The organism is Algoriphagus jejuensis (assembly GCF_039523455.1).
Classification (GTDB): domain Bacteria; phylum Bacteroidota; class Bacteroidia; order Cytophagales; family Cyclobacteriaceae; genus Algoriphagus; species Algoriphagus jejuensis.
The window spans coordinates 40785-62217 of sequence record NZ_BAAAFI010000048.1; the positions used below are offsets into that span (position 1 = coordinate 40785).

Annotated in this window: 19 protein-coding genes; 9 read left to right on the plus strand and 10 right to left on the minus strand. The window is 47.0% G+C overall.

The annotated features are described in order from the left end of the window. Positions 1-37: 37 nt before the first annotated feature. The gene (locus tag ABD031_RS20220; protein ID WP_343854627.1) at positions 38-799 is read right to left on the minus strand and encodes a hypothetical protein; all 762 of its coding nucleotides are present in this window, start codon (positions 797-799) and stop codon (positions 38-40) included. Between the two features lie 72 nt (positions 800-871). Here ABD031_RS20220 and ABD031_RS20225 point away from each other — a divergent pair, with 72 nt between their 5' ends. Further along, a complete protein-coding gene (locus tag ABD031_RS20225; RefSeq protein WP_343854628.1) occupies positions 872-1483 on the plus strand; it encodes a 2OG-Fe(II) oxygenase in 612 nt (203 codons plus the stop codon). On the opposite strand, the gene ABD031_RS20230 is transcribed toward ABD031_RS20225, so the two are convergent. Then, positions 1480-1908: a DUF2141 domain-containing protein gene (locus ABD031_RS20230; protein WP_343854629.1), complete on the minus strand. Its 429-nt coding sequence runs from the start codon at positions 1906-1908 to the stop codon at positions 1480-1482. The genes ABD031_RS20225 and ABD031_RS20230 overlap by 4 nt on opposite strands. After that, entirely contained in the window at positions 1905-2969 is a 1065-nt protein-coding gene (locus tag ABD031_RS20235) for an AMP-binding protein (protein ID WP_343854630.1), read from the minus strand. The genes ABD031_RS20230 and ABD031_RS20235 overlap by 4 nt, the downstream gene beginning before the upstream one ends. A gap of 99 nt (positions 2970-3068) precedes the next feature. Here ABD031_RS20235 and ABD031_RS20240 point away from each other — a divergent pair, with 99 nt between their 5' ends. Next, complete coding sequence (locus ABD031_RS20240) at positions 3069-3902, plus strand: 1,4-dihydroxy-2-naphthoyl-CoA synthase (RefSeq protein ID WP_343854632.1); 834 nt, start codon at positions 3069-3071, stop codon at positions 3900-3902. A gap of 150 nt (positions 3903-4052) precedes the next feature. Here ABD031_RS20240 and hutG read toward each other — a convergent pair whose 3' ends face one another. Continuing rightward, complete coding sequence (gene hutG, locus ABD031_RS20245) at positions 4053-5012, minus strand: formimidoylglutamase (RefSeq protein ID WP_343854633.1); 960 nt, start codon at positions 5010-5012, stop codon at positions 4053-4055. An 86-nt stretch (positions 5013-5098) separates the two neighbouring features. Here hutG and ABD031_RS20250 point away from each other — a divergent pair, with 86 nt between their 5' ends. After that, on the plus strand, positions 5099-5335 hold the full coding sequence (locus ABD031_RS20250; RefSeq protein ID WP_343854634.1) for a hypothetical protein: 237 nt from the start codon (positions 5099-5101) through the stop codon (positions 5333-5335). A gap of 640 nt (positions 5336-5975) precedes the next feature. Here ABD031_RS20250 and ABD031_RS20255 read toward each other — a convergent pair. The 3 genes from ABD031_RS20255 to hutH are packed head-to-tail and all read right to left on the minus strand — an operon-like array spanning position 5976 to position 10865. Continuing rightward, positions 5976-7976: a urocanate hydratase gene (locus tag ABD031_RS20255; protein WP_343854636.1), complete on the minus strand. Its 2001-nt coding sequence runs from the start codon at positions 7974-7976 to the stop codon at positions 5976-5978. A 60-nt stretch (positions 7977-8036) separates the two neighbouring features. After that, on the minus strand, positions 8037-9284 hold the full coding sequence (gene hutI / locus ABD031_RS20260; protein WP_343854637.1) for an imidazolonepropionase: 1248 nt from the start codon (positions 9282-9284) through the stop codon (positions 8037-8039). A 15-nt stretch (positions 9285-9299) separates the two neighbouring features. Further along, positions 9300-10865, minus strand: a complete 1566-nt coding sequence (hutH, locus tag ABD031_RS20265; protein ID WP_343854638.1) for a histidine ammonia-lyase — start codon at positions 10863-10865, stop codon at positions 9300-9302. Between the two features lie 138 nt (positions 10866-11003). Between hutH and ABD031_RS20270 the strand changes: the two genes are divergently transcribed. Continuing rightward, on the plus strand, positions 11004-11870 hold the full coding sequence (locus tag ABD031_RS20270; protein ID WP_343854640.1) for a LysR family transcriptional regulator: 867 nt from the start codon (positions 11004-11006) through the stop codon (positions 11868-11870). Positions 11871-11923: 53 nt separating this feature from the next. Here the strand turns inward: ABD031_RS20270 and ABD031_RS20275 are convergent, their stop codons facing one another. Continuing rightward, positions 11924-12067, minus strand: coding sequence for a hypothetical protein (locus ABD031_RS20275; protein WP_200820564.1), 144 nt, complete (start codon positions 12065-12067; stop codon positions 11924-11926). A 166-nt stretch (positions 12068-12233) separates the two neighbouring features. Here ABD031_RS20275 and hisS point away from each other — a divergent pair, with 166 nt between their 5' ends. Continuing rightward, a complete protein-coding gene (gene hisS / locus ABD031_RS20280; protein ID WP_343854643.1) occupies positions 12234-13595 on the plus strand; it encodes a histidine--tRNA ligase in 1362 nt (453 codons plus the stop codon). Here the strand turns inward: hisS and ABD031_RS20285 are convergent. Next, a complete protein-coding gene (locus ABD031_RS20285; protein WP_343854644.1) occupies positions 13592-13873 on the minus strand; it encodes a hypothetical protein in 282 nt (93 codons plus the stop codon). The genes hisS and ABD031_RS20285 overlap by 4 nt on opposite strands. 197 nt (positions 13874-14070) lie before the next feature. Between ABD031_RS20285 and ABD031_RS20290 the strand changes: the two genes are divergently transcribed. Next, complete coding sequence (locus tag ABD031_RS20290; RefSeq protein ID WP_343854645.1) at positions 14071-14406, plus strand: YbaB/EbfC family nucleoid-associated protein; 336 nt, start codon at positions 14071-14073, stop codon at positions 14404-14406. 168 nt (positions 14407-14574) lie between these two features. Then, positions 14575-15576, plus strand: coding sequence for a glycosyltransferase family 2 protein (locus tag ABD031_RS20295; protein ID WP_343854646.1), 1002 nt, complete (start codon positions 14575-14577; stop codon positions 15574-15576). Here ABD031_RS20295 and ABD031_RS20300 read toward each other — a convergent pair. After that, positions 15573-15791, minus strand: a complete 219-nt coding sequence (locus ABD031_RS20300; protein ID WP_343854648.1) for a PspC family transcriptional regulator — start codon at positions 15789-15791, stop codon at positions 15573-15575. The two genes, ABD031_RS20295 and ABD031_RS20300, sit on opposite strands and share 4 nt — an antisense overlap. A 138-nt stretch (positions 15792-15929) precedes the next feature. On the opposite strand from ABD031_RS20300, the gene ABD031_RS20305 reads away from it, so the two are divergent. After that, positions 15930-17636 (plus strand): tetratricopeptide repeat protein, encoded by a 1707-nt coding sequence (locus ABD031_RS20305; RefSeq protein WP_343854649.1) that lies wholly within the window; start codon positions 15930-15932, stop codon positions 17634-17636. 475 nt (positions 17637-18111) lie between these two features. Then, positions 18112-21393, plus strand: a complete 3282-nt coding sequence (locus tag ABD031_RS20310; protein ID WP_343854650.1) for a SusC/RagA family TonB-linked outer membrane protein — start codon at positions 18112-18114, stop codon at positions 21391-21393. Positions 21394-21433 lie beyond the last annotated feature (40 nt).

Genomic DNA, 21433 nt, shown 5'->3' on the forward strand with positions numbered 1-21433 from the left:
AGGGAATTCAGGCTGTTTTTTGCGGATTCAGGAAATTTTATTCATGCAGCAAGTCATAAAAGCCAGATTTGATTTTGCTGACGGCGTCAAAAGAAGGGTCAATGTTTACTACGCCTTTCCCGAGTTCGTGCCAATAACCGTCTCCGCATTCAATGTACGCGCCGCGCTTTTTACCGGCTTCTTCTTTGGCGATCTCGTAGTGGTAGTCTGGTGTAAACACAATCTTCATCAGCTGTATCGTATAATCCCAGTTGATTTTTCTCGAAGTTCCGGATTTTTCAAAAATCACTTCACGGTTGGAAAAGTGAACAGTAATACTACAATCAGAAATGGTGTCGCTCTCCACTAAACGATAATGAACTTGAAGTGGCGCTTCCTTTTTGACTGTTTCGTAGATCGCCTGAATCAGATCCTGAGCCATCAGTTGCCATGCTTCTTGATTTCCAGGGATTTTCACACCTTCGTTCTTCCCTTTTTCCAGCGCAGTGACCGTGATTCCACCTTCATCGATATCCTTGTTGCTCCATTTAGTTTTGTTAAAAAGCTGTAGCAAAGGTGTAATCCAGATAGAATTCAACGGGCCTTTGTGACTGTAATCGTCATTGAGCGTGAATCCTTCGTCCAAGATTTCCTCCTGTGTCAAATCCTCTCGGTCAGTGTAGTGAAGATCCAGGACCACGTCCAGATCACCTTTTGACCAATCCAGTGCCAAACGAAAAACGTGGCTGTACGGAGGAGGAATGATACCTGAATCATATTCTAAAACCAGGCCGGTGAGTGTGTTCTTGGAAAGGGTCATTGTCTAAGCTTTGCGCAAAAGTATGGTTTTTCGGGCAATTAAGTGGTTATTTTGCACCCTAAACCCAACCCAATGGAAGAGCTGCTCGATTACATTTCTTCTGAGATTTACCAAAAATCTCATGTCGTTGTCGATGATTTTGTTGATAGACCGTTTAGAAAGGCGCTTTTGGAAGAGCAAATTCAATTGGTTCAGCAGGGGAAATTCAAAACTGCTGCTGTGGGAACAGGCGGACAAAAACAAGTGCGGACTGAGATTCGAAGCGACGAAGTGTTGTGGATGGATGCTGAGGATTTGAGCGCGCTGCAATCTGCATTTTGGGAGAAAATCGCAGAAGTGCGCAAGGTGCTCAATCAACGCTGTTTTTTGGGATTGCGGTCCTTTGAGGGACATTTTGCCCGATATCCGATCGGTTCTTTTTACAAGCGCCACCTCGATCAATTTCATGCGGTGCCGCATCGGGTTGTCACGGTGATTTTGTACCTGAATGATTCTTGGACTTCCGAGGATGGAGGGGCGCTGCGGATGTATATTCCGCAGGACGATGGTTCGGAATTGATCGAGGATGTCTTGCCGATTGGGGGCAGGCTGGTCGTTTTCCTCAGCGGTGAGATCCCCCATGAGGTAATGCCAACCAAAAAAGAAAGGATCAGCATCACCGGATGGCTGAGAGATATCGATTAACGCAAATTGATCGTAATTGTCCGATCTTCATTTCCAGTTTGCACTGCCGCCTTTTCGAAGTTGGGCGGGCCAAAGTAGATCTTCGGATTGTTTGAAAACCCGTATTTCTCCGTGGGAAGACCAATGAAATTGGTGTTCATGACTTCGTTGTTGTCCTCGTCATGAAGTACGGTCACGGCATATTTTCCCGGAAGCAGGTCCGGTAATCTTAATTCCACTTTGCCGTTTTTTGGTGCGATTGCAAATTTTCCAAATGCCTTTTCCACCTGGTCGGGAAATCCATCTTCCTTGTCGAAGACCAAGATCAGGACTTTGCCTTTGTCTGAGTTTGTCTTTTGGACTACGACAAACAGATCGGCTCCTTGGACTTCGTGGTTTTGGGGTTCCAAAAAAAGTAAGGACAGCAGGCTGAGGAAAAATATCATAGGCTTTCAAAGCTGAGTTTACGGTTGATCTTTCCGTTTGGCGTTTCGATAAAAGCATCGCTAAAGTAGATCTTTTTCGGTACCTCATACGGACTCAAAACCGCCTGCAATTGTTTTAGAAGCAGTTGAGTTTGTTCTTTTTTAGCTGTGCCCTCCAATACCAAAACGAGCCTTTCGCCGAGTTTTTCATCTTTTTCCCCGAAAAAGAAGAAGCGTGAACTCGGGAAATTGGCATGAATCGCTGCTTCGGATTTTTGCTCCAATAGCTCGGGATGCAGCTTGATCCCACCGGAATTTACGGTGAAATCGACACGGCCCAGCCATTGAAAAGCATCGTCAGAAAGCAATTCGACCAAGTCGTTGGTCTGGACTTTTTTGGCGCCGCTCATCGCTGATTTGACCCAAAGAGCTCCTCGCTTGTCTTGGCCGATCAGCACGCCGGGGAGTGTTTCGTAGCGGAGCTCATCCTTCTCGATTTTCGCCAATGCGATATGGGATACCGTCTCGGTCATCCCATAGGTCTGCCAGGCTTGGATGTTGTGTTTGGTGAGCTGACTTTTCAGCGATTCGGAGAGCTGGGCGCCTCCGATGATCAGGCTGCCGACCCGTTTGAGTGTGCTGAGGGAGTCGGTGCTTTCAAGTGTCTTCTCCACTTGCAGCGGTACCATGGCGACGAAATCGGGAACGAAGTCAAGCCGCTCCAGAGGATTTCCAGCTGGCTCTACCAGCCAAATCGGACAGTCCCAGACCATCGCGCGAACCAGCATCATCTTGCCGGCGATGTATTCCGGATTGAGGCAGCAGAGCAGTCGGGTGGTGGGGTTGGAGTTGAAAAAAGCACCAGTCGCCTCAGCGCTGGCTTGCATCTGCTCGCGGGTGAGCTCGATCCGCTTTGGCACTCCAGTGGAGCCAGAGGTCTGTTGGAGGAATTGTTTTTGCCCAGAAAGCCAACCCTTGCAAAAAACCAGTGCGGCTTTTTCCATCTCGGAAAAAGCAGAAATGTCCAAGCCAAAGTCGGTGATCTTGCTGAAATTCTGGTTTCCAATATGAAGCTGAAACATCTAAAAGGTGTGGATTAGAAAGGGTTTGGGGGATTCGTCGATTTTCAGGCTAGGCTGCTATCTTGCACAAAAATCGGATTTTTAACCAAAACGAAAATCATGGAGTGGATTACTGCCAAAGTTTACGAAGATATCACCTATAAAAAATGCAATGGCGTAGCTCGCATCGCCTTCAACCGTCCCGAAGTCCGAAATGCCTTTCGCCCAAAGACGACTGCGGAACTCTATGATGCCTTCTACGATGCGCAGGAAGACACGTCCATTGGAGTAGTTTTGCTGTCGGGAGAAGGGCCTTCGTCCAAAGACGGAGGCTGGGCATTCTGCTCAGGTGGCGATCAAAAAGCCAGAGGAAAGCAAGGTTATGTCGGTGAGGACGGCTACCATCGCTTAAATATTTTGGAGGTTCAGCGGCTGATTCGATTCATGCCGAAAGTGGTCATTGCCGTGGTGCCGGGTTGGGCAGTTGGCGGAGGACACAGCTTGCATGTGGTTTGCGACCTGACCTTGGCAAGCAAGGAGCATGCGATCTTCAAGCAGACGGATGCCGATGTGACGAGTTTTGACGGGGGTTATGGAAGTGCTTATCTCGCCAAGATGGTCGGTCAGAAGAAAGCCCGCGAGATCTTTTTCCTCGGAAGAAACTACTCCGCCCAGGAAGCTTACGAGATGGGAATGGTGAATGCGGTGATTCCTCATGCTGAGCTCGAAGCTACAGCTTACGAATGGGCTCAGGAGATCTTGGCAAAGTCACCGACCTCGATCAAGATGCTGAAGTTTGCCATGAACTTGACCGATGACGGCATGGTGGGGCAGCAGGTTTTTGCCGGTGAAGCGACCAGACTGACCTATGGAACTGAGGAAGCGATCGAGGGCAGGAATGCCTTTTTGGAAAAGAGGAAGCCGAATTTCGGCGCAAATAAGTGGATACCTTAAATGGAGTAAGACCTGTCAGGTTTTCAAAACCTGACAGGTCTTTGTTTAGGTAAAATATTCAGACAAAAATCGGAGTGTTTCCGATTTTGCCCCGAATATTTGACAATCCAAAAAGAGCCTGACGATCAAATCAGGCTCTTATTTCATTTCCTAACTCACAAACTTTTTCCTCACGATGTATTCCACAGCTCTCGCGGCGAGTCTTGCTGTGGCATTGTCCTGATCAAACTGCGGGTTCAGCTCCACCACGTCGAGGCTGATGAGTTTTTTGCTTTTCACAATCAGTTCAAAAACCTTGAAGGCAATCTGGGGATTGAAGCCCATGGGAGAAGGTGCAGAGACTCCTGGTGCAAAGGCGGAGGAAAAACCATCCATATCGATGCTGAGGTAGATCTTGTCTACAGAGTCGATAAACCATAGGATTTGCTCCTGGATAAATTCCCAGTTGTGAAGGCGAAAATCCTCCATGACGATGTATCTCGCTTTCAGTTTTTCTGCAGCTTTAAATAGTGACCTCGGATTGGCTGCGCGCTGGATCCCAAGCGCGAGATAATTGAAATCCTCCGGAAACTCCTCGGCCAACTGGAAAAATGGGGAACCGGAATGTCCTTTTTCCTTGACCAATGGGCGAAGATCAAAGTGTGCATCCAGGTTGATGATGCCCAATCTCTCATTCTTTTCCTTCACAAAATTCATGACGCCCCGTCCGTGCGCATAAGCCAAATCGTGTCCTCCGCCCAGCAAGACAGGAAAATGATTGGTCGAGAGCATGTCGTAGGCGATCTTGGAGATGATCTCGTGGGAAGATTCCATGTTTTGATCCAAGGTGAAAACATCCCCGTAATCGAGAATCGGCAGGTTTTCGGGAAGATGAAGTGCGATCGAGCCCAGGATCTTTCGGATGGCGGATGGCCCTTCGATCGTCCCGATCCGGCCTTGGTTGCGAATCACCCCTTCCTCGCCGGAATAGCCCAGAATTCCGATTTTCTTCGTGGAATCTTGGTTGAGGTTCAGATTGGAGATGGTTTGAACAGCTTGGTGCCAATATTCGATCTGGTCTGATTTTCTGCCTGCCCAATGAAAAGGAGACGGGTTTTGATTCAGGTTCATAAGTTTTGGATTCGTAGCTAAAGTATATTTACGCTAACTTAAGAAAAGTTGGCTGTTAGTTTTGTTGACAAATAAAGCTTCTGATCATGAAGGAGTATCGGATTCCCCAGAAAGAGAATATTGATTTGGACACTTTTCAGGAACCCAACGAGTCGTTTGTGGGCTACACTTACGCAGATTACCTCAAATGGGATTTTGAAGAGATTGTTGAATTGATCAAGGGGAAGGTTTTTGCGAAACCACCAGCACCAAATCGCAGACATCAGGAGATTTCAAGGAATCTGATAATGAGTTTTTGGGATTTTTTGCGCCCGGTTTTATAATCGATCTGGAGGAAGTGTTTTCTGAGGATTGAAGGGTTGTTTAGACAGGCATTTTCGTCAACTTAGAAAAAATTATAGTATCTCGCGGCTCGCAATCAAAGCTCCGGAGGATCTAGCTCGATGTCTGAGTTAGCCGAAGTATGTCGTGACCATATCTGTCAAATGTTAATGAGGAGAACAGATAATCGTTTTAAGATTTTTTAGAATAGAATGATGTAATGGGAAATATCTGGCAAGTCAAAATGCCGTAGGCATGATTCATTAGTAGCCAGCCATTTCAATGGCTGGAATCTAAAGCGTTAAATGTGAAAGAAAATGCCATAGGCATGACCGATAAAATCCAACATTATTGAAAGTCTTCTTATTCGTTCTTTTGGCTTGACCCAAAAGAACCAATCCCGATAGCTATCGGGACAAGATTTGCCAAAGCTCCAACCGCACGAGACCGAACGCTGGCTCGCTGGCAAATCCTCCCACCGCGCCTATCCAATCTGTATTTTGTGCTATACCGGCAAAACTCATGTGTAATACCATGTTTTTAGCGCCTGCGAAGCTCAAAAACTGTTGTCTCCATTCGTTTGTTAGCGGAAAATTTTAAACCCAATTTGACAAACCCGATCGTTTAGAGGACCTATGTCAATCAGGAAATTCCCTTCAAAATCTCTTCATCCACCAGATTCGGAATCGTCACTTTCAGTCCCGGACTTCGATCCATTTCCCGCTGAATGGCTTCCATAGAACCCGAGTTTCTTGCCCAAGCTCGACGTGCGATTCCATTGTTGACATCGTAGAAAAGCATCGATTTCAGCTTTCGTTCGGCTTCAGCGCTTCCGTCCAGCACCATGCCAAATCCGCCGTTTGTCACCTCTCCCCAGCCGACTCCACCACCGTTGTGGATCGAGACCCAAGTGGCGCCTCGGAAGCTGTCTCCGATCACGTTGTGAATCGCCATGTCTGCCGTAAATCGGCTGCCGTCGTAGATGTTGCTTGTTTCCCGATAGGGTGAATCGGTGCCGCTGACGTCGTGGTGATCACGACCCAGAACAATCGGAGCAGAGATTTTCCCGCTTTCGATAGCCTGATTGAATGCCTGCGCGATCTTGGCTCTACCCTCTGCGTCGGCGTACAGAATCCGGGCTTGTGACCCCACCACCAACTTGTTTTTCTCCGCTTCTTCGATCCAGGTGATGTTATCCTGCATTTGTTGGGCGATAGACTCGGGCGAGGTTTCCAAGATTTCCTTCAAGACCTTGGCAGCAATTTGATCTGTTTTTCGCAGGTCTTCGGGTTTGCCGGAAGTGCAAACCCATCGGAACGGGCCAAATCCGTAGTCAAAACACATGGGTCCCAAGATGTCCTGAACATAGCTGGGGTATCGGAAGTCGATCCCGTTTTCTGCCATGACTTCCGCACCGGCTCGGGAAGCTTCGAGAAGGAAAGCGTTCCCGTAGTCGAAAAAGTAGGTGCCTTTCGCAGCATGCTTGTTTATAGCATCAGCCTGCCGACAAAGTGACTCTTGAACTTTCAATCGAAACTCCTCCGGATTCTCCACCATCAGCTTGTTTGACTCCTCGAAAGAAAGTCCGGCAGGGTAGTAACCGCCCGCCCAGGGGTTGTGAAGGGAGGTTTGGTCAGAGCCAAGCTCCACAAACAAGTCCTCCTCATAGAACCTTTCCCAGACATCTACAATGTTACCAATGTAGGCGATGGACAGGGTCTCTTGGTTGAACTTGGCTTCAAAGGCACGTTCCACCAGTTGGTTGAGGTCTTGGATCAGCACGTCCACCCAGCCTTGTTCATGTCTTTTTTTAGCTGCCGAAGGGTTTACTTCCGCACAGATGGTGATGCATCCGGCGATGTTTCCGGCCTTGGGTTGTGCACCACTCATTCCGCCCAGACCGGCGGTGAGGAAGATTTTACCTTTTGGATTTTCTCCGGCCTTTAGTTTTTTACGGAAAGCATTCATGACCGTAATCGTGGTGCCGTGGACGATTCCCTGCGGGCCGATGTACATGTACGAACCGGCAGTCATCTGCCCATACTGCGTCACGCCGAGCGCATTGAATCGTTCCCAATCATCCGGCTTGGAGTAGTTGGGGATCATCATGCCGTTGGTGACGATCACGCGCGGAGCATCGGGGGAAGAGGGGAAAAGCCCCATTGGGTGTCCCGAATATATGTGAAGCGTTTGGTCCTCGGTCATTTCGGAGAGGTACCTCATGGTCAGCAGGTACTGCGCCCAGTTTTGGAAAACCGCCCCATTTCCACCGTAAGTGATCAATTCCTCTGGATGCTGGGCCACTGCCGGATCCAGGTTGTTTTGGATCATGAGCATGATGGCAGCTGCCTGCTTCGATTTAGCTGGATAGTCGGCTATCGGTCGGGCATGCAAAGGGTAATCCGGCATAAACCGATACATGTAGATCCGCCCGTATTCCTTCAATTCCCCCAAAAATTCGGGGGCGAGTTCTGCATGCCATTCCTTTGGAAAATACCTCAAGGCATTACGCAAGGCAAGCTTTTTCTCTTCTGGAGACAGGATATCCTTTCTTTTCGGAGCATGGGAAACTTTTGGATTTCGCTCTTTCTTAGTAGGTAAAGAAGTCGGGATACCTTGTCTGATTTGATCTTGGAAAAGCATGGGATTTACAGTTTTTGATTTACGGTTTACTAATGGATCGGCGATGTCATCCAGCATCGGTCATCCGACATCGGACAATTTTCCTCTCTTCCAAACTTGCGTCGGTTTCATCTTTCCTTGGTGATAGAGGATTTCCCGGTAGTCTTTGCTTGGGAAAAGGACAAAGTCCGCGAGCATTCCTGCTGTGATCTTTCCCCGGTCATCCAGACCCAAAGCCGCGGCGGCTCGAAAGGTGATTCCGGCAAAAACTTCGGTTGTACTGAGTTTTTCGAAAGTAGCCAAGATTGAAGCTTGCGCAATCAGGTCTCCCATCGGCGCCGAACCCGGATTCCAATCCGAAGCAATTGCCAGAGCTCCGCCTTGGTCGAGGATTTTCCGAGCTGGAGTGAATGCGCAACCCAATCCCAAACTCGCACCGGGTAGGGCCACAGCGATCGTGTCTGATTTGGCTAAAAGACCAATCTCTTTTTCGCCGGAAGCTTCCAGATGATCCGCAGATTTAGCTCCCAACTTCACAGCTGTCTCCGATCCGCCTGTAGTAAACTGGTCTGCATGAACGGTGATGTCAAAACCTAATTCCTGGGCTACCTTGAAGTAGGGTGTGATTTCTTCGGGGGAAAAGGCACTTTTCTCTACGAAGGCATCGATTCTTTTTGTCAGCTTTTCCTCGATCAAAACCGGGAAAAGCTGGCTTGAAATTAATTCCAGGTATTCCGGATTGCTTCCCTCAAAGTCCCTCGGCTTCATGTGGGCAGCAAGACAAGTCGAAACCAAATCAGCCGAAGTGGATGCCCCAGCTTTTTGAATGGCTCGAAGCATCTTGAGCTCTTCGGCTAGGGAAAGTCCGTATCCGCTTTTCACTTCAATCGTCGTCACGCCTTCGGAAAGGTGGCGATTGGCGTTTTTTATCGTTGAGGCAGTTAAGTCGTCTAAGCTCAAAGCTCGGGTTTGGGTGACCGTGTCCCAGATTCCGCCTCCGGCTTGGGCGATTTCGAGGTAGGTTTTTCCGGCATTTCGCAAGGCAAAATCCTTTGCTCTGGATCCTCCAAAACAGATGTGGGTGTGGCAGTCCACCATTCCGGGAATCGCGACAAAATCTCCGGCCATCTCGATCAATTCTGCTTCCGGAAACTCGGTTTTGAGATCTGTCCAAAGGCCAATTTTCAGCACTTTTTCACCTTCGATCAGGATGCCTGCCTGCTCGATGATTTCGAGTTGCTCGTCATTCAACGCTCCCTTTAGCGGAAGATGATCGAGTGTCAGCAGTTGGGTGATCGGGCCGAGTAATTTGAGGTCGTTCTTTGTCATGACACCAGGTTCATTTTAATATTCAAATGCTTCGCTCCAGGGAGTTTCAAAGTCCAGGTTTTCGGTCTTGGCGACATTTTTAGCCAATTCAATCAACTCACCGCTTTTGACCAAGTCGATCGCGGTCTCCATATCTTCGTACATGATGCGGTCGGACACCACGGGTTCGATGTCTTTTCTCACCCGATCATAGATGGCCGTCATGATCTTGCCGGACTTAAGCGGAGCGTGATAGTCCATTGCCTGTGCGGCGTAGAAAAGTTCGATGCCGAGGATTTTTTCTACGTTTCCGATCACTCTCAGGGCCTTTCTCGCGCCGATGCTTCCCATGCTGACATGATCTTCTTGTCCCAAGGAGGTTGGGATGGAATCTGCTGACGCGGGAAAGCAAAGGCCTTTATTTTCTGAGGCCAAGGCTGCCGTGGTGTACTGCGGAATCATCAGTCCAGAGTTGAGGCCGGTTTCCTTAAGCAAAAGCTTGGGGACTCCCGGCGTGTCTCCTTCAATGGAAAGATAGATTCGGCGGTCGGAGATGTTTCCGATTTCTGAGGCGGCGAGGCAGGCATAGTCCAAAGGCAAGGCGATGGGTTGCCCGTGAAAGTTGCCCCCTGAAACAGTGTTTTCCGCATCAAAAACCACCGGATTGTCCGTAACGGAATTGATCTCCGTCTCGATGCTGTCTCTCAGGTGAGCCCAAGCATTCCAGCTTGCGCCATGAACCTGTGGCATGCAGCGAAGCGAATATGGGTCCTGCACCCGCGCACAATGAAGGTGGGAGTTGACGATTTCCGACTCGTGGAGCAGGTTGAGGATGGTCTGTGCGACGTGTTGGTTCCCGGCGAAAGGGCGCAATTGATGAAGTTGGGCGGTAAAAGGTTTGACCGAACCCATCAAGCCCTCGATCATCATTGCTCCGGTGATGCTCGCATGAGTCAAGAGATTGTGAAGTCGGTCCACGATCTTAACGCCATGCGCGGCCATGAATTGAGTGCCGTTGATCAGGGCGAGCCCTTCTTTTGGGCCGAGTGCCAAGGCGTTTTTTGAAAAGTGTTCTAGGACTTTTTTCGCTGTGGTGATTTCACCGAGGAAATGGACTTTGCCCAAGCCGATCAAAGGCAAAAACAGATGTGAAAGCGGTGCCAAATCTCCCGAAGCCCCTACCGAACCTTGCTCAGGCACCACAGGGATCACGTCGTGTTCAAGCATCCAAAGTATCCTTTCCAGAGTTTCCAGACGGATTCCGGAAAATCCCTGTGCAAGTGCATGAATCTTCAATACCAACATGAGACGGGAGATTTCTATAGAAATGTAATCTCCAACTCCCACCGCATGGCTTTTGAGCAGGTTTTCCTGAAGTGTGGTGGTATCTGATGCAGAGATTCGTTCGGTGCAAAGCGGCCCAAACCCGGTGTTGATTCCGTAGACAGCTTTTTCACCCTGAGCGATCTGAGCGACTGCAGCAGCTGATGCTGTTACTTTTTCAACTGTTTCGGGACTGAGGACTCCTTTTATTTCTTTGTTGGCCAGTTTCAAAGCAATTGAAGCGGTGAGATGATACTGTCCGTAGTTGAAAGTTTTCATGGTTGTACGGATAAGACCTGTCAGGTTTTTAAAACATGACAGGTCTGTGTGGGTTTTATATTCTTTTTCAAATTTACCGCTTAATAATGATGCTTATTGATACTATTTTTGTCACTAATTAATAACTGAAAAGCATCAATGGAGCTTAGGCATTTAATATATTTTCAAGCGGTAGCAGAGGAATTGAACTACCGCAAAGCGGCTGAGCGACTGTTTATCTCCCAACCCGGACTGAGTCGGCAGATCAAGCAGCTGGAGGAGTTGCTCGGTGTGCAGCTCTTTGAGCGTGACAAAAAACATGTGGAATTGACCGTAGCTGGCACCTATTGGAAGGGGGAAGTGGATTTTGTGATCAATCATTTAGAGGCTACTAAGAGCCAACTGAAGCTCGTCGATTCCGGCAAGGTTGGGGAGTTGCGGATCGGGTTTTTGGGTTCGGCGGCAAATCAGATTTTACCGAGTCTATTGAGTCGACTGAATGCCGACGAACCGCTGATTACCACAAGTCTGGAGGAACTGAGCAATGCGGCGCAGGTCGAGATGATCCAAAAGGATAAGTTGGACTTGGGGTTTGTGCGCTTGGCCTCTGTTCCACAGGATCTGGAGATGAGGACGGTGTTGAGGGATACGTTTTCGCTGGTGGTGCCTCAAGATCATCCGATCGGCAAGCAGGAGTTTAGGTCTGTCTCACAGTTTAGCGCAGAGTCCTTCATCCTTTTCTCCAGCGATTATTCTAATTACTACTACGAACAGATCATCGGCATCTGTCGTGATGCGGGATTTTCTCCAAAGGTCCGGCACAAGTCCGTACATGCGCTGACGATCTTTCGGTTGGTGGAAAATGGACTGGGCGTGGCGATCGTGCCGAGTTCGCTGCAGGCAGGATATGAAATAAAAGTAAGATTCATGGAAATCCGAGATATTCCACAATTCACCGAATTGTCAGTAATCTGGAAGTCGGAGAATCGGAATCCTGCGCTGAAACGGGTTTTGCCATTGATCTAGAAAACAAAAAAGGCGACCGATTGGTCGCCTCAGTATTTTCAAAAGACTTGTGATTACTTAGCAAAAGAAGCTTTGATCGCTTCCACGTCTACGTTTTTGATCACTGGCTTGGCGCTCAACTGCTTGATTTTGATCACGCGAGCGGTCTGACCTTGTCTTTTTCTCTTTAGTTTTCTTTTTAGTGTAGTAACGGCCATGGCTGTATATGTTTAAATATTTTGATTCGAATCGAAGCGCAAAAGTAAGGAAACAAATCTTTTCTGCCTACAAATCTTCTGATTTTATTCAAGACTAAATGCCGGATTTGGACAGGCTTTTGGCGATTTTTAAATAAATTTGGCCTTCAATTACCAAAAATCACCCATGCAAAAGCCGAGTTTGCCAAAAGGCACCCGAGATTTTGGCCCTGTACAGATGGCCCGAAGGACCTACATTTTGGACACGATCAAAGAAACATTTCAACTTTTTGGCTACCAACAGATCGAAACTCCATCCATGGAAAATCTTAGCACCCTGACCGGGAAATATGGTGACGAAGGTGATCAACTTCTTTACAAAATTCTAAATAGCGGAGATTTTATCAAAGATGTGAAAGCAGATGATTTGGAAAAAGGATCCGGTGCTATTTTGAGCAAAGTATCTGAAAAAGGTCTTCGCTATGACCTAACGGTTCCTTTTGCGCGATACGTGGTGATGAACCGCAATGAATTGACTTTTCCGTTTAAGCGCTATCAGATCCAACCAGTTTGGAGAGCGGATCGCCCGCAGAAGGGTCGCTATCGTGAATTCTATCAATGTGATGCAGACGTGGTCGGTACCGATAGTTTGGTTTGCGAAGCGGAAATCATTCTAATGATCCGAAGGGTGTTTGAGAAACTGAATCTGAGAGATTATAGTATTAAACTCAACAACCGAAAGATCCTTACGGGTATAGCAGAAGCTATCGGAGAGGCTGGGAATGAAGGCCCGCTTTGCGTTGCGATAGACAAACTGGATAAGATCGGTTGGGAAAAGGTAAAAGAAGAATTGACTCAGCGGGGTTTTAGTGAAGCTTCCATCGAAAAGCTTGCTCCATTGGTTTCATTGGAAAATGATCTGGTTGGAAAAGTAGAATTTTTGAAAGGCTTTTTGAATAGCTCTGAGATCGGACTGAAAGGTGTGGAGGAGTTGGAGGAGGTTTTTGAAATCCTGCTAAAGATGGGAGTTGATCTGGCCTATGTCGATTTCGATATCATGCTGGCTCGTGGGCTCTCCTATTATACAGGTGCAATTTTCGAAGTAAAAGTAAACGGTGTCTCTATCGGGTCTGTGAGCGGTGGCGGTCGATACGACAATCTAACGGGAGTCTTTGGACTGCCGGGAGTTTCAGGTGTAGGATTTTCTTTTGGGGTAGATAGGCTGTATGACGTCTTGGATGAATTGGGGATTTTCCCAACTGAAAGCCACACCAGCACCCGATTGCTTTTGACTTATTTTGATCAGGCAGGATTTGGGTATGCGTTGAGCTTGCTCAATCAGTTTCGAAATGCCGGAATCAAGACCGAGATTTACCCCAACCAGGTGAAGATTCAGAAGCAGTTTGATTTCGCCAACAAAAAAGAAATTCCTTTTGTCGGAGTTTGCGGAGATGAGGAAATTAATTCCGCGACAATTTCGGTTAAGAATATGGTAACGGGCGAGCAGTTGAAGATGAACTTGGCAGAGGCAATTGCCGTCGTCAGTTAATCGATGTGGAGTATGGAATGAATCGGAAGATATATGCCGCCTTTCAGGGAAACGAAACTGTTGCCTACCGCCCAGACTGTAGTGTCCACCAGATAAACTTGCTCATCGGCTGTTTCGAATGTTATCTTGACTTTGGTTTGCAGCAGGTTTCCGAGAGATTGGGATCGGTAGAGACTTGACATTCGCTCGTCTCGTCCGGCAGGCATAGCGATCACTTCTTTTTTAGCAAAAGAGAGAAGTGGGATCTGTTCTTTGGGGATTAAATGGATGGTTTTCATGGGGTTGTATTGTTTGAGTAGTGATGTTTACAGAAAAAGTCTGCAAAAAGTTGCGCTGATTTGCTAAACGCTTGCGTTAAAAAAAAAATGTCCTCACGATTGAGAAACATCGATAGTAGCGGGACGAGCTATTTTGAATAGACGTGAATAGATTTTACATAAAAGTTGATTAGAAATTTTAAATAAATTCTGAAGATATGTTTGACATAATGGGTATGATGGGCAAGGTAAAAGAGGCTCAGGCGAAGATTAAGGAGGCTCAGGGCCGTTTGGTACATTTGTCAGCAGAGGGAGAAGCAGGTGCTGGCTTGGTCAGAGTTTTTGTAAACGGTGAGCGCAAGGTGTTGAAGATCGAAATGGACGAATCCTTGTTGACTCCAAATGACCGAGAGATGTTGAGTGATTTGATCGTTGCGGCAACAAATAAAGCGATGGAAGCCATTGAGATCAAAATCAAAACGGAGATGAAGTCAGCGACTGAGGGAATGCTTCCAAATATTCCTGGAATGGATCTGGGAAGCATGTTTGGATAAAATTGAGCTTGGTGGCGCCGGGCTCGCAGCCATTGTTCAAGCTAGTTCCCGTGAGATGATTATTGACCACCATCCTGACGACAGTCAGGTGCGGGAGTCTCCCGAATAAATCCCGATAGCTATCAGGACGGGCAGGCTATGTGACCATTGAAAAACAATCTTAGACACATGAAAAAGGCGGCGATTGTCATCCTTAATTATAACGGGAGGGAGGTTTTGCCTGTCTTTTTGCCCTCTGTGATGGAACACAGTGGGTTTGACTGTTGGGTGGTTGACAATTCAAGCACGGACGATTCACTGGCTTTTTTGAAGACTGATTTTCCAGAAGTTCAGCTGATTTTGCTTCATTCCAATTTCGGGTTTGCTGGTGGATATAATTGGGGTCTGGAGGAATTGAAGGAGAAGTACGAATATTTCATCTTACTCAACTCTGACGTGGAAGTCACTCCGGGGTGGGATGAGTCGCTTATTTCTTGGTTGGGACAAAATCCGGATTATTCGGCGCTCCAGCCGAAAATCCTTTCGTGGCAGGATCGCAGTTTTTTTGACTATGCCGGCGCGGGCGGTGGGTATTTGGATGCCTTGGGCTATCCCTATTGTCGAGGCAGGATTTTGGAAACCGTGGAGCAGGATCACGGACAATATGATAATCCCGTAGAGGTCGATTGGGCTTCGGGCGCTTGCATGGCTGTCAGAGCGGCAGATTTTTTTGAGCAGGAGGGGTTTGATGCGCATTTCTTTGCGCACATGGAGGAAATAGATCTGTGTTGGAGGTTGAGAAGGACCGGTAGGAAAATCGGATATCTTGGGTCAGTCACGGTTTTTCATCAGGGCGGAGCGACCTTGGCTCGCACAAATCCTAATAAGCTTTATCTGAATATCCGAAACAACCTGAGCATGATTTACAAGAATGTTTCGGGGTTTCGGTTTTTTGGAATAATTGTGGCTAAAGGCGTGCTGGAGATGGCGGTTGGACTTGGCTATCTGGCGCGGGGGAAAAAAGATTTTACGCTCGCCATGATGCGGGGCTATCGAGACTTCATTGCAAGAATTCGCACTATCAAAAAGTCATCAAAAAAGCCAGAAATGGAAAAGTCCACGTCTGGCCCTATACGTTTTATAGTTTGGAATTACCTGTTTTTGCGAAAGCGGGTATTCTCTAAGCTTTAATCAAAAAGCACAGGATTGTTCATCTTGCGGAAATATTTTCGGATTTTCAGCATCATCGCCATGCTCACATAGAGTATGATCGGTGAGCCCAAAGTCACAAACGAAGCATAGATAAAGAAAAGCCGGATGCTGTCGATGGGAAAGTGGAGTTTTTCTCCCAGGCGAGAGCAAACCCCAAAGGCCCTCTCTTCAAAGAATAGTCTCAATTTTTCCATGGTGTGGTAGTATTTTCGATCTAAAATTAACAGAAAATGAGTTTGAATTCTATTAATCAATTCAATTACCGAATGTTTAACATTCTGCTCATACTATTTTTATTTTCGGGCGAGCACGGATTTTCGAAATCAACAATGGTGCCCGAAAACAAATTTTTGAAGGATGCTCAGCTAGTCCCAAGCAAGCTAAAACTGGAAGGCGATTCGATCCGCTTTACTGTAAAGGGCTCCATTCCCATTGAATCGGTACTGACTCCCCGAAATCCCAAGGTCACGCTGAGTTATCATGCAGAAGGGAATTTGATCGAGTTTGGTGAAATTGACCTGAATAGAAATGTCGCCGAGTATGAATACGAAAAGGATTTTTCGTTGAAGTATGAGCCTTGGATGGCGGGTGCTACGCTGGAGCTTTTCTTTTTCCAGGGGAAAAAAGAAAACCAGCCTGCCTTCGAAAAACAAGTGCTTGCCAAAGGGGTCATTGCTCCCCAACTTATGGTCAAATTGGGAGAGGTTTACCCCGATGAGCCAATTCCAGTTGTGGGTTTGTTTATTACTTCCGGGGCTTTGGATCGGGAAATCGTCCGAAACGAAGAGTTTGTGTTTCAGTTTGACCCAAGTTCGTCTACCTATAAATCCAGCGCGGTAAATGCCACTACGTTGAAGAGGATGGATGCATTCTTAGAGGCAAATCCAGATGTGCAGGAATTCAAAATCACCGGTATTCAATCTCCTGAGAGTGCTGAGGGCAAAGCAAATACGCTCGGTAGGGATAGAGCGGTTGCGCTTAAGCAGTTATTCGGCTCTCGAGTAAATTCCTTATCGGCATCCCGCCTTAAATTGAGTTCGAGAAGTAACGATTGGTTTGATCTACGCTTGCTGCTCCGAGAATATAAGGGGATATCCACCAATCGTAAGGAGGAACTTTACGCAATTCTGATGAACGAAGAGTCCTATTTGGAACAAAGTGAACGACTAAAAAAAGTACCTGGATATTCCCAGGTGGCTCAGGATCTCTATCCAAAATTGCGGGTGGCGAAAGTAGAGATTATTTCCAAGCCGCGAGCTGGTCTGGATATGCAGCAGTCCATCAAGCTGAAGGAAGCATTGTCCCGAACTGACGGGACCAATGCGCTGTCTCTTGCGGAATGGGCACTGGCGGCAGAGGCTACGCAGAGCCTCGAAGAAAAGGCCGCTATCTATTCTAAGATGACGGAGTTTTTTCGATCGCCGATGCCTTATAACAATATGGCGGTAGTTCGGATGCGTCAAGCTCAGCGAACTCTGGATCCGGGTTCCAAGGATGTCTTGTGGGAAGAAGCATTGCGGTTGCTGACCCAAGCCAATCGGATCGAATCCAATCCGCACACGCTCCACAATCAGGGGCAAATACTTGCGTTGATGGGGGATTATTGGGAGGCATACAAAAAACTGTCAGATGCATCCACAATGACGCAGAATCCGGATTTTCTCCAACACAACGAGGCTCTGCGGGGCGCATTGGACATTCTCAGGGGAGATTACAAGCTGGCAACGCTGCGATTTAACTACCGTTTTACAGATCCCAAGGATTATTTCAACAAAGGATTAGCCTATTATATGGTGGCGGATTACGCAAATGCAAATATCGCATTTGAAGAGTCTGTGATTCAGGGACGTGATTTTGGCTATGGCTTTTATGGGTTAGCAATGATCGCCGCTGCGGCTGGGCAAAAAGAAGTGGCATTGATACAGCTTAAGAAGGCGATCTCTGCCAATCGTCAACTTTCAGAAAGGGCCTTCCAAGATCCACTTTTCGAAGAGCTCCGAACAAGTCCAGAGTTTTTTACAGAATTGGCAATAAATTGAAGTTTATGACTGCAAATTGAGTGGTGATTCGCTGCTTTCCTTATTCACTTTGTAGAGAAAATGGAATAAAATTTCTTTTTTCGAAAAATGGCTATAGTTTTTTAGTGCATTTACGTAATAAATAGGGCGTAAAATTCGCTTTGTTCGGCATATTCGGAATATTTAATAGCCGTACTGGTTTGAAATGTGTTTTAGATTATTTAACATTGAAGGTTTTCAAATAATAATTAAACCCAAAATTCAAGCCTATGATCTATTTTACTTAGAATATTACCCTACCCTCAATCAGCATCAGCCGATGCGCTCAAACCTACAGGTTTTCATTTAGTCGGTCTTTCTGACCAAGGTATAATCGCAATGGCATCGTGAAATACGCAGCTATGCCCGTAGCAATTATCTTGAGAGCAATCGAAATCGATTGCATAATCAATTAACTAGCAAGTTATTGAGATTAATCTTGTTACCCAATCTATCTATGTTTATGAAAAATGTTTACAAAATTCTAAGTGTGTGCCTCACACTCTTAGTCCTATCCGCAGGTACTGCCTTTGCGCAAAAAACTGTGACGGGTACGGTTCTGGACGAGTATGGGGTAGGCCTGCCAGGGGTTTCGGTCCTCGTGAAAGGTACTACTACCGGAACCGCGACAGACATTGACGGAAAGTATTCCCTCAATGCCCCAAATGACCAGGCTACCCTGGTATTTTCTTTTATTGGATACTCTGCGATCGAGCAGGTTGTGGGAAGCCGCAGCGTCATCGACGTGAGTATGGCGCCTGACGAAAGGACCCTGACCGAACTAGTCGTAACCGGTTACTCTATCGATTCACGAAGAGAGACCACGGGTGCGATTGCTACGGTGGATCCACGAGATCTGACAGTAATCCCGACCGGTAACGTGGAGCAGACCCTTCAGGGTCGTGTCTCCGGTGTGACTGTAATTACCAACGGTCAGCCAGGTACGTCTTCTATTATCCGTGTTCGTGGTTTCGGTGCCTTCGGTGGTAACGAGCCGCTATACATTGTAGATGGATTGCCAACTGGTTCTACTGATTTCTTGAACCCAGATGATATCGAATCTACTACGGTATTGAAAGATGCAGCAGCAGCTTCTATCTACGGTGCTCGTGCAGCTAACGGTGTAATCGTCTATACGACCAAGCGTGGCTCTAGAAACAAGAAGTTGAGAGTGGACTACAATGGTATGTATGGTATCACCAATCCCGGCGAGGGCCTGGATATGATGAATCCGCAGGATTATGCGGATTATACCTGGTTGGCTGAGACTAACACTGCCAAGCAAAACAATGTGGCTCCTAACTATGGCCATGCCCAATTGGGTACAGGTTCTTCTCCTGTATTGCCTTATTACCTGAGTGTCATCACCAAAGATCCGGTAACGGGAGCCTACGGTGTAGCATCAGGTCAGCCAGGTCCACTTTCCCAAGCTCAGCTTGATCAGCAAGCAGAATGGTATAATGTAGATCCCTCGAAAGGAGCGGTCGTTCAACTTACCAGAGCAGCTACAGGCGACGGTACTGACTGGTATGGAGCACTCACGGCACCAGCACCGTTACACAGACACTCACTTGGTTTTAATGGTGGATCTGAAACTAGCCGTTTCTATATCGGCTTAGGCCTGCAAGAGCAAGATGGAATCATGATTGGTAACACCTTCAAGAGATATTCCTTGCGCGCAAACTCTGAATTTGATGTAACCAAAAGAATCAGAATCGGCCAAAACTTCCAGGGCACTTACCGTCAGGTATTGGGCCAGCAAGGCGGAACAGGCGGACGAGGTGTATCGGATGATGAAAATGACATCCTTCAGGCTTTCCGAATGCCATCCATGATTCCGGTTTATGATGAATTCGGAGGATATGCGGGTACTGCATCTAGAGGTTTCAACAACCCAAGAAACCCTGTGGCCAACAGGGAAGGCCTTTTGGATAACCGAAGCTTTAATGCCAACGCTTTCGGTAACGTCTATGGAGAGTGGGATATTATTGATGATCTGACGTTCAGAACATCGATCGGTGGTCAGTATAACAATTACTACTACTATGACTACACCAGACGTCAATATGAAAACTCTGAGAACAACTCCGCATTCGGTTACGGTGAAGGTTCCGGTTATTCATTTGGTTGGACCTTTACCAACACGGTAGCTTGGAAAAAGAAGTTTGACAAACATGCCTTTGACGTATTGGCGGGTCAGGAAGCTTTGAACTCAGGAGCGGGTAGAAACATTTCTGCATCTGGGCAGAATCCATTTTCTACTGACCCCGATTTTATTACAATTACCAACTTGCCGGTTAGTACTCGTCAGGTAAACTCAGACCAGTTCAAAGGTGTAAACTTCAACTCCTACTTTGGTTCTGTGAGATATACCTACAACGACAAGTACATCGTGAGTGCTGTAGTTCGTCGTGACGGTTCCTCTAGATTTGGTGAAAACGCCAAATACGGGGTGTTTCCAGCATTCTCCGCAGCTTGGAGGATCTCTTCTGAGTCGTTCCTGCAAGGTGCTACTTGGATTGACGACCTGAAAGTTCGTGGTGGATGGGGTGAAATGGGTAACTCAAATAACGTGGATCCCAACAACCAATATTCCTTGTTTGGGGGTAACGTAGGAGCGTCGTCTTATGACATCACAGGTTCCAACTCAGGAGCTCAGATCGGTTTCAGAAGATCACGTATTGGTAACCCTAACGCGCAGTGGGAAACAGCCGTTACTCAAAACGTCGGATTTGACGGTACCTTCTTTAATGGTCGTTTGGATCTGATTTTTGATTGGTGGAAAAAAGACACCAAGGACTTGCTTTTCACCGTTCCAATTCCTTTGACAGCAGGTTCAAATGCAGCGGCACCAGCGGTTAACGTAGGCCAGATGCTTAATAGAGGTCTTGACCTTTTGGTAAGCACGAGAGGTAACTTGACCACAGACTTGACTTATGAATTGACTTTGACTGGATCAACCCTGAAAAATGAGATCGTATCTCTTTCTGAAGGATTGGACTTCATTACCACTGTGAACCCTAGTTACCGAGGAATCCAGCCAATCCGAAATGCAGTAGGCCAGCCACTTTCATCTTTCTTTGGCTACAATGTATTGGGATTGTTTAAAAACCAAGAAGACGTGAATTCTCACGCTACACAGGATGGTAAAGCCCCTGGACGTTTCAAGTTTGAAGATGTAGACGGCGACGGTGCTATTACTCCTGATGACCGAGTATTCTTGGGAAGTCCAGTTCCGGACTTTACTGGAGGTTTGAACTTTACCTTGGGTTACAAAGGATTTGATTTGTCAGCTTACGTCTATACTACTATCGGAAACGAAATCTGGAACCAGTCTAAGTGGTTCACTGATTTCTTCCAGACATTTGAAGGAGCTGCGATCTCTGAGCGTTTGAAAAATGCTTGGACTCCGGAGAATCTGGATGCCACCATTCCTGTCGTGGAAAGAACTGCTAACTTCTCCACTTCTGACGTAGCCAACTCTTTCTACGTGGAAGATGGTTCTTACCTGAGATTGCAGAATCTGACTTTGGGTTACTCTGCACCAGCAGCGCTGTTGCAAAAATGGAAGATGGAAAGAGCAAGAGTATTTGCCTCTGTAAACAACGTGTTTACAATTTCAGGCTATGAAGGATTGGATCCTGCTGTAGGTGGTGACGCTGATCTTACCTTTGGAATTGACGTAGGAAACTACCCAGTTACCCGTGGTTGGACCTTCGGTGTAAACCTAAGCTTCTAAGCTGTACAAGAAAATTTGAATCGTTTATAGACACTATAAT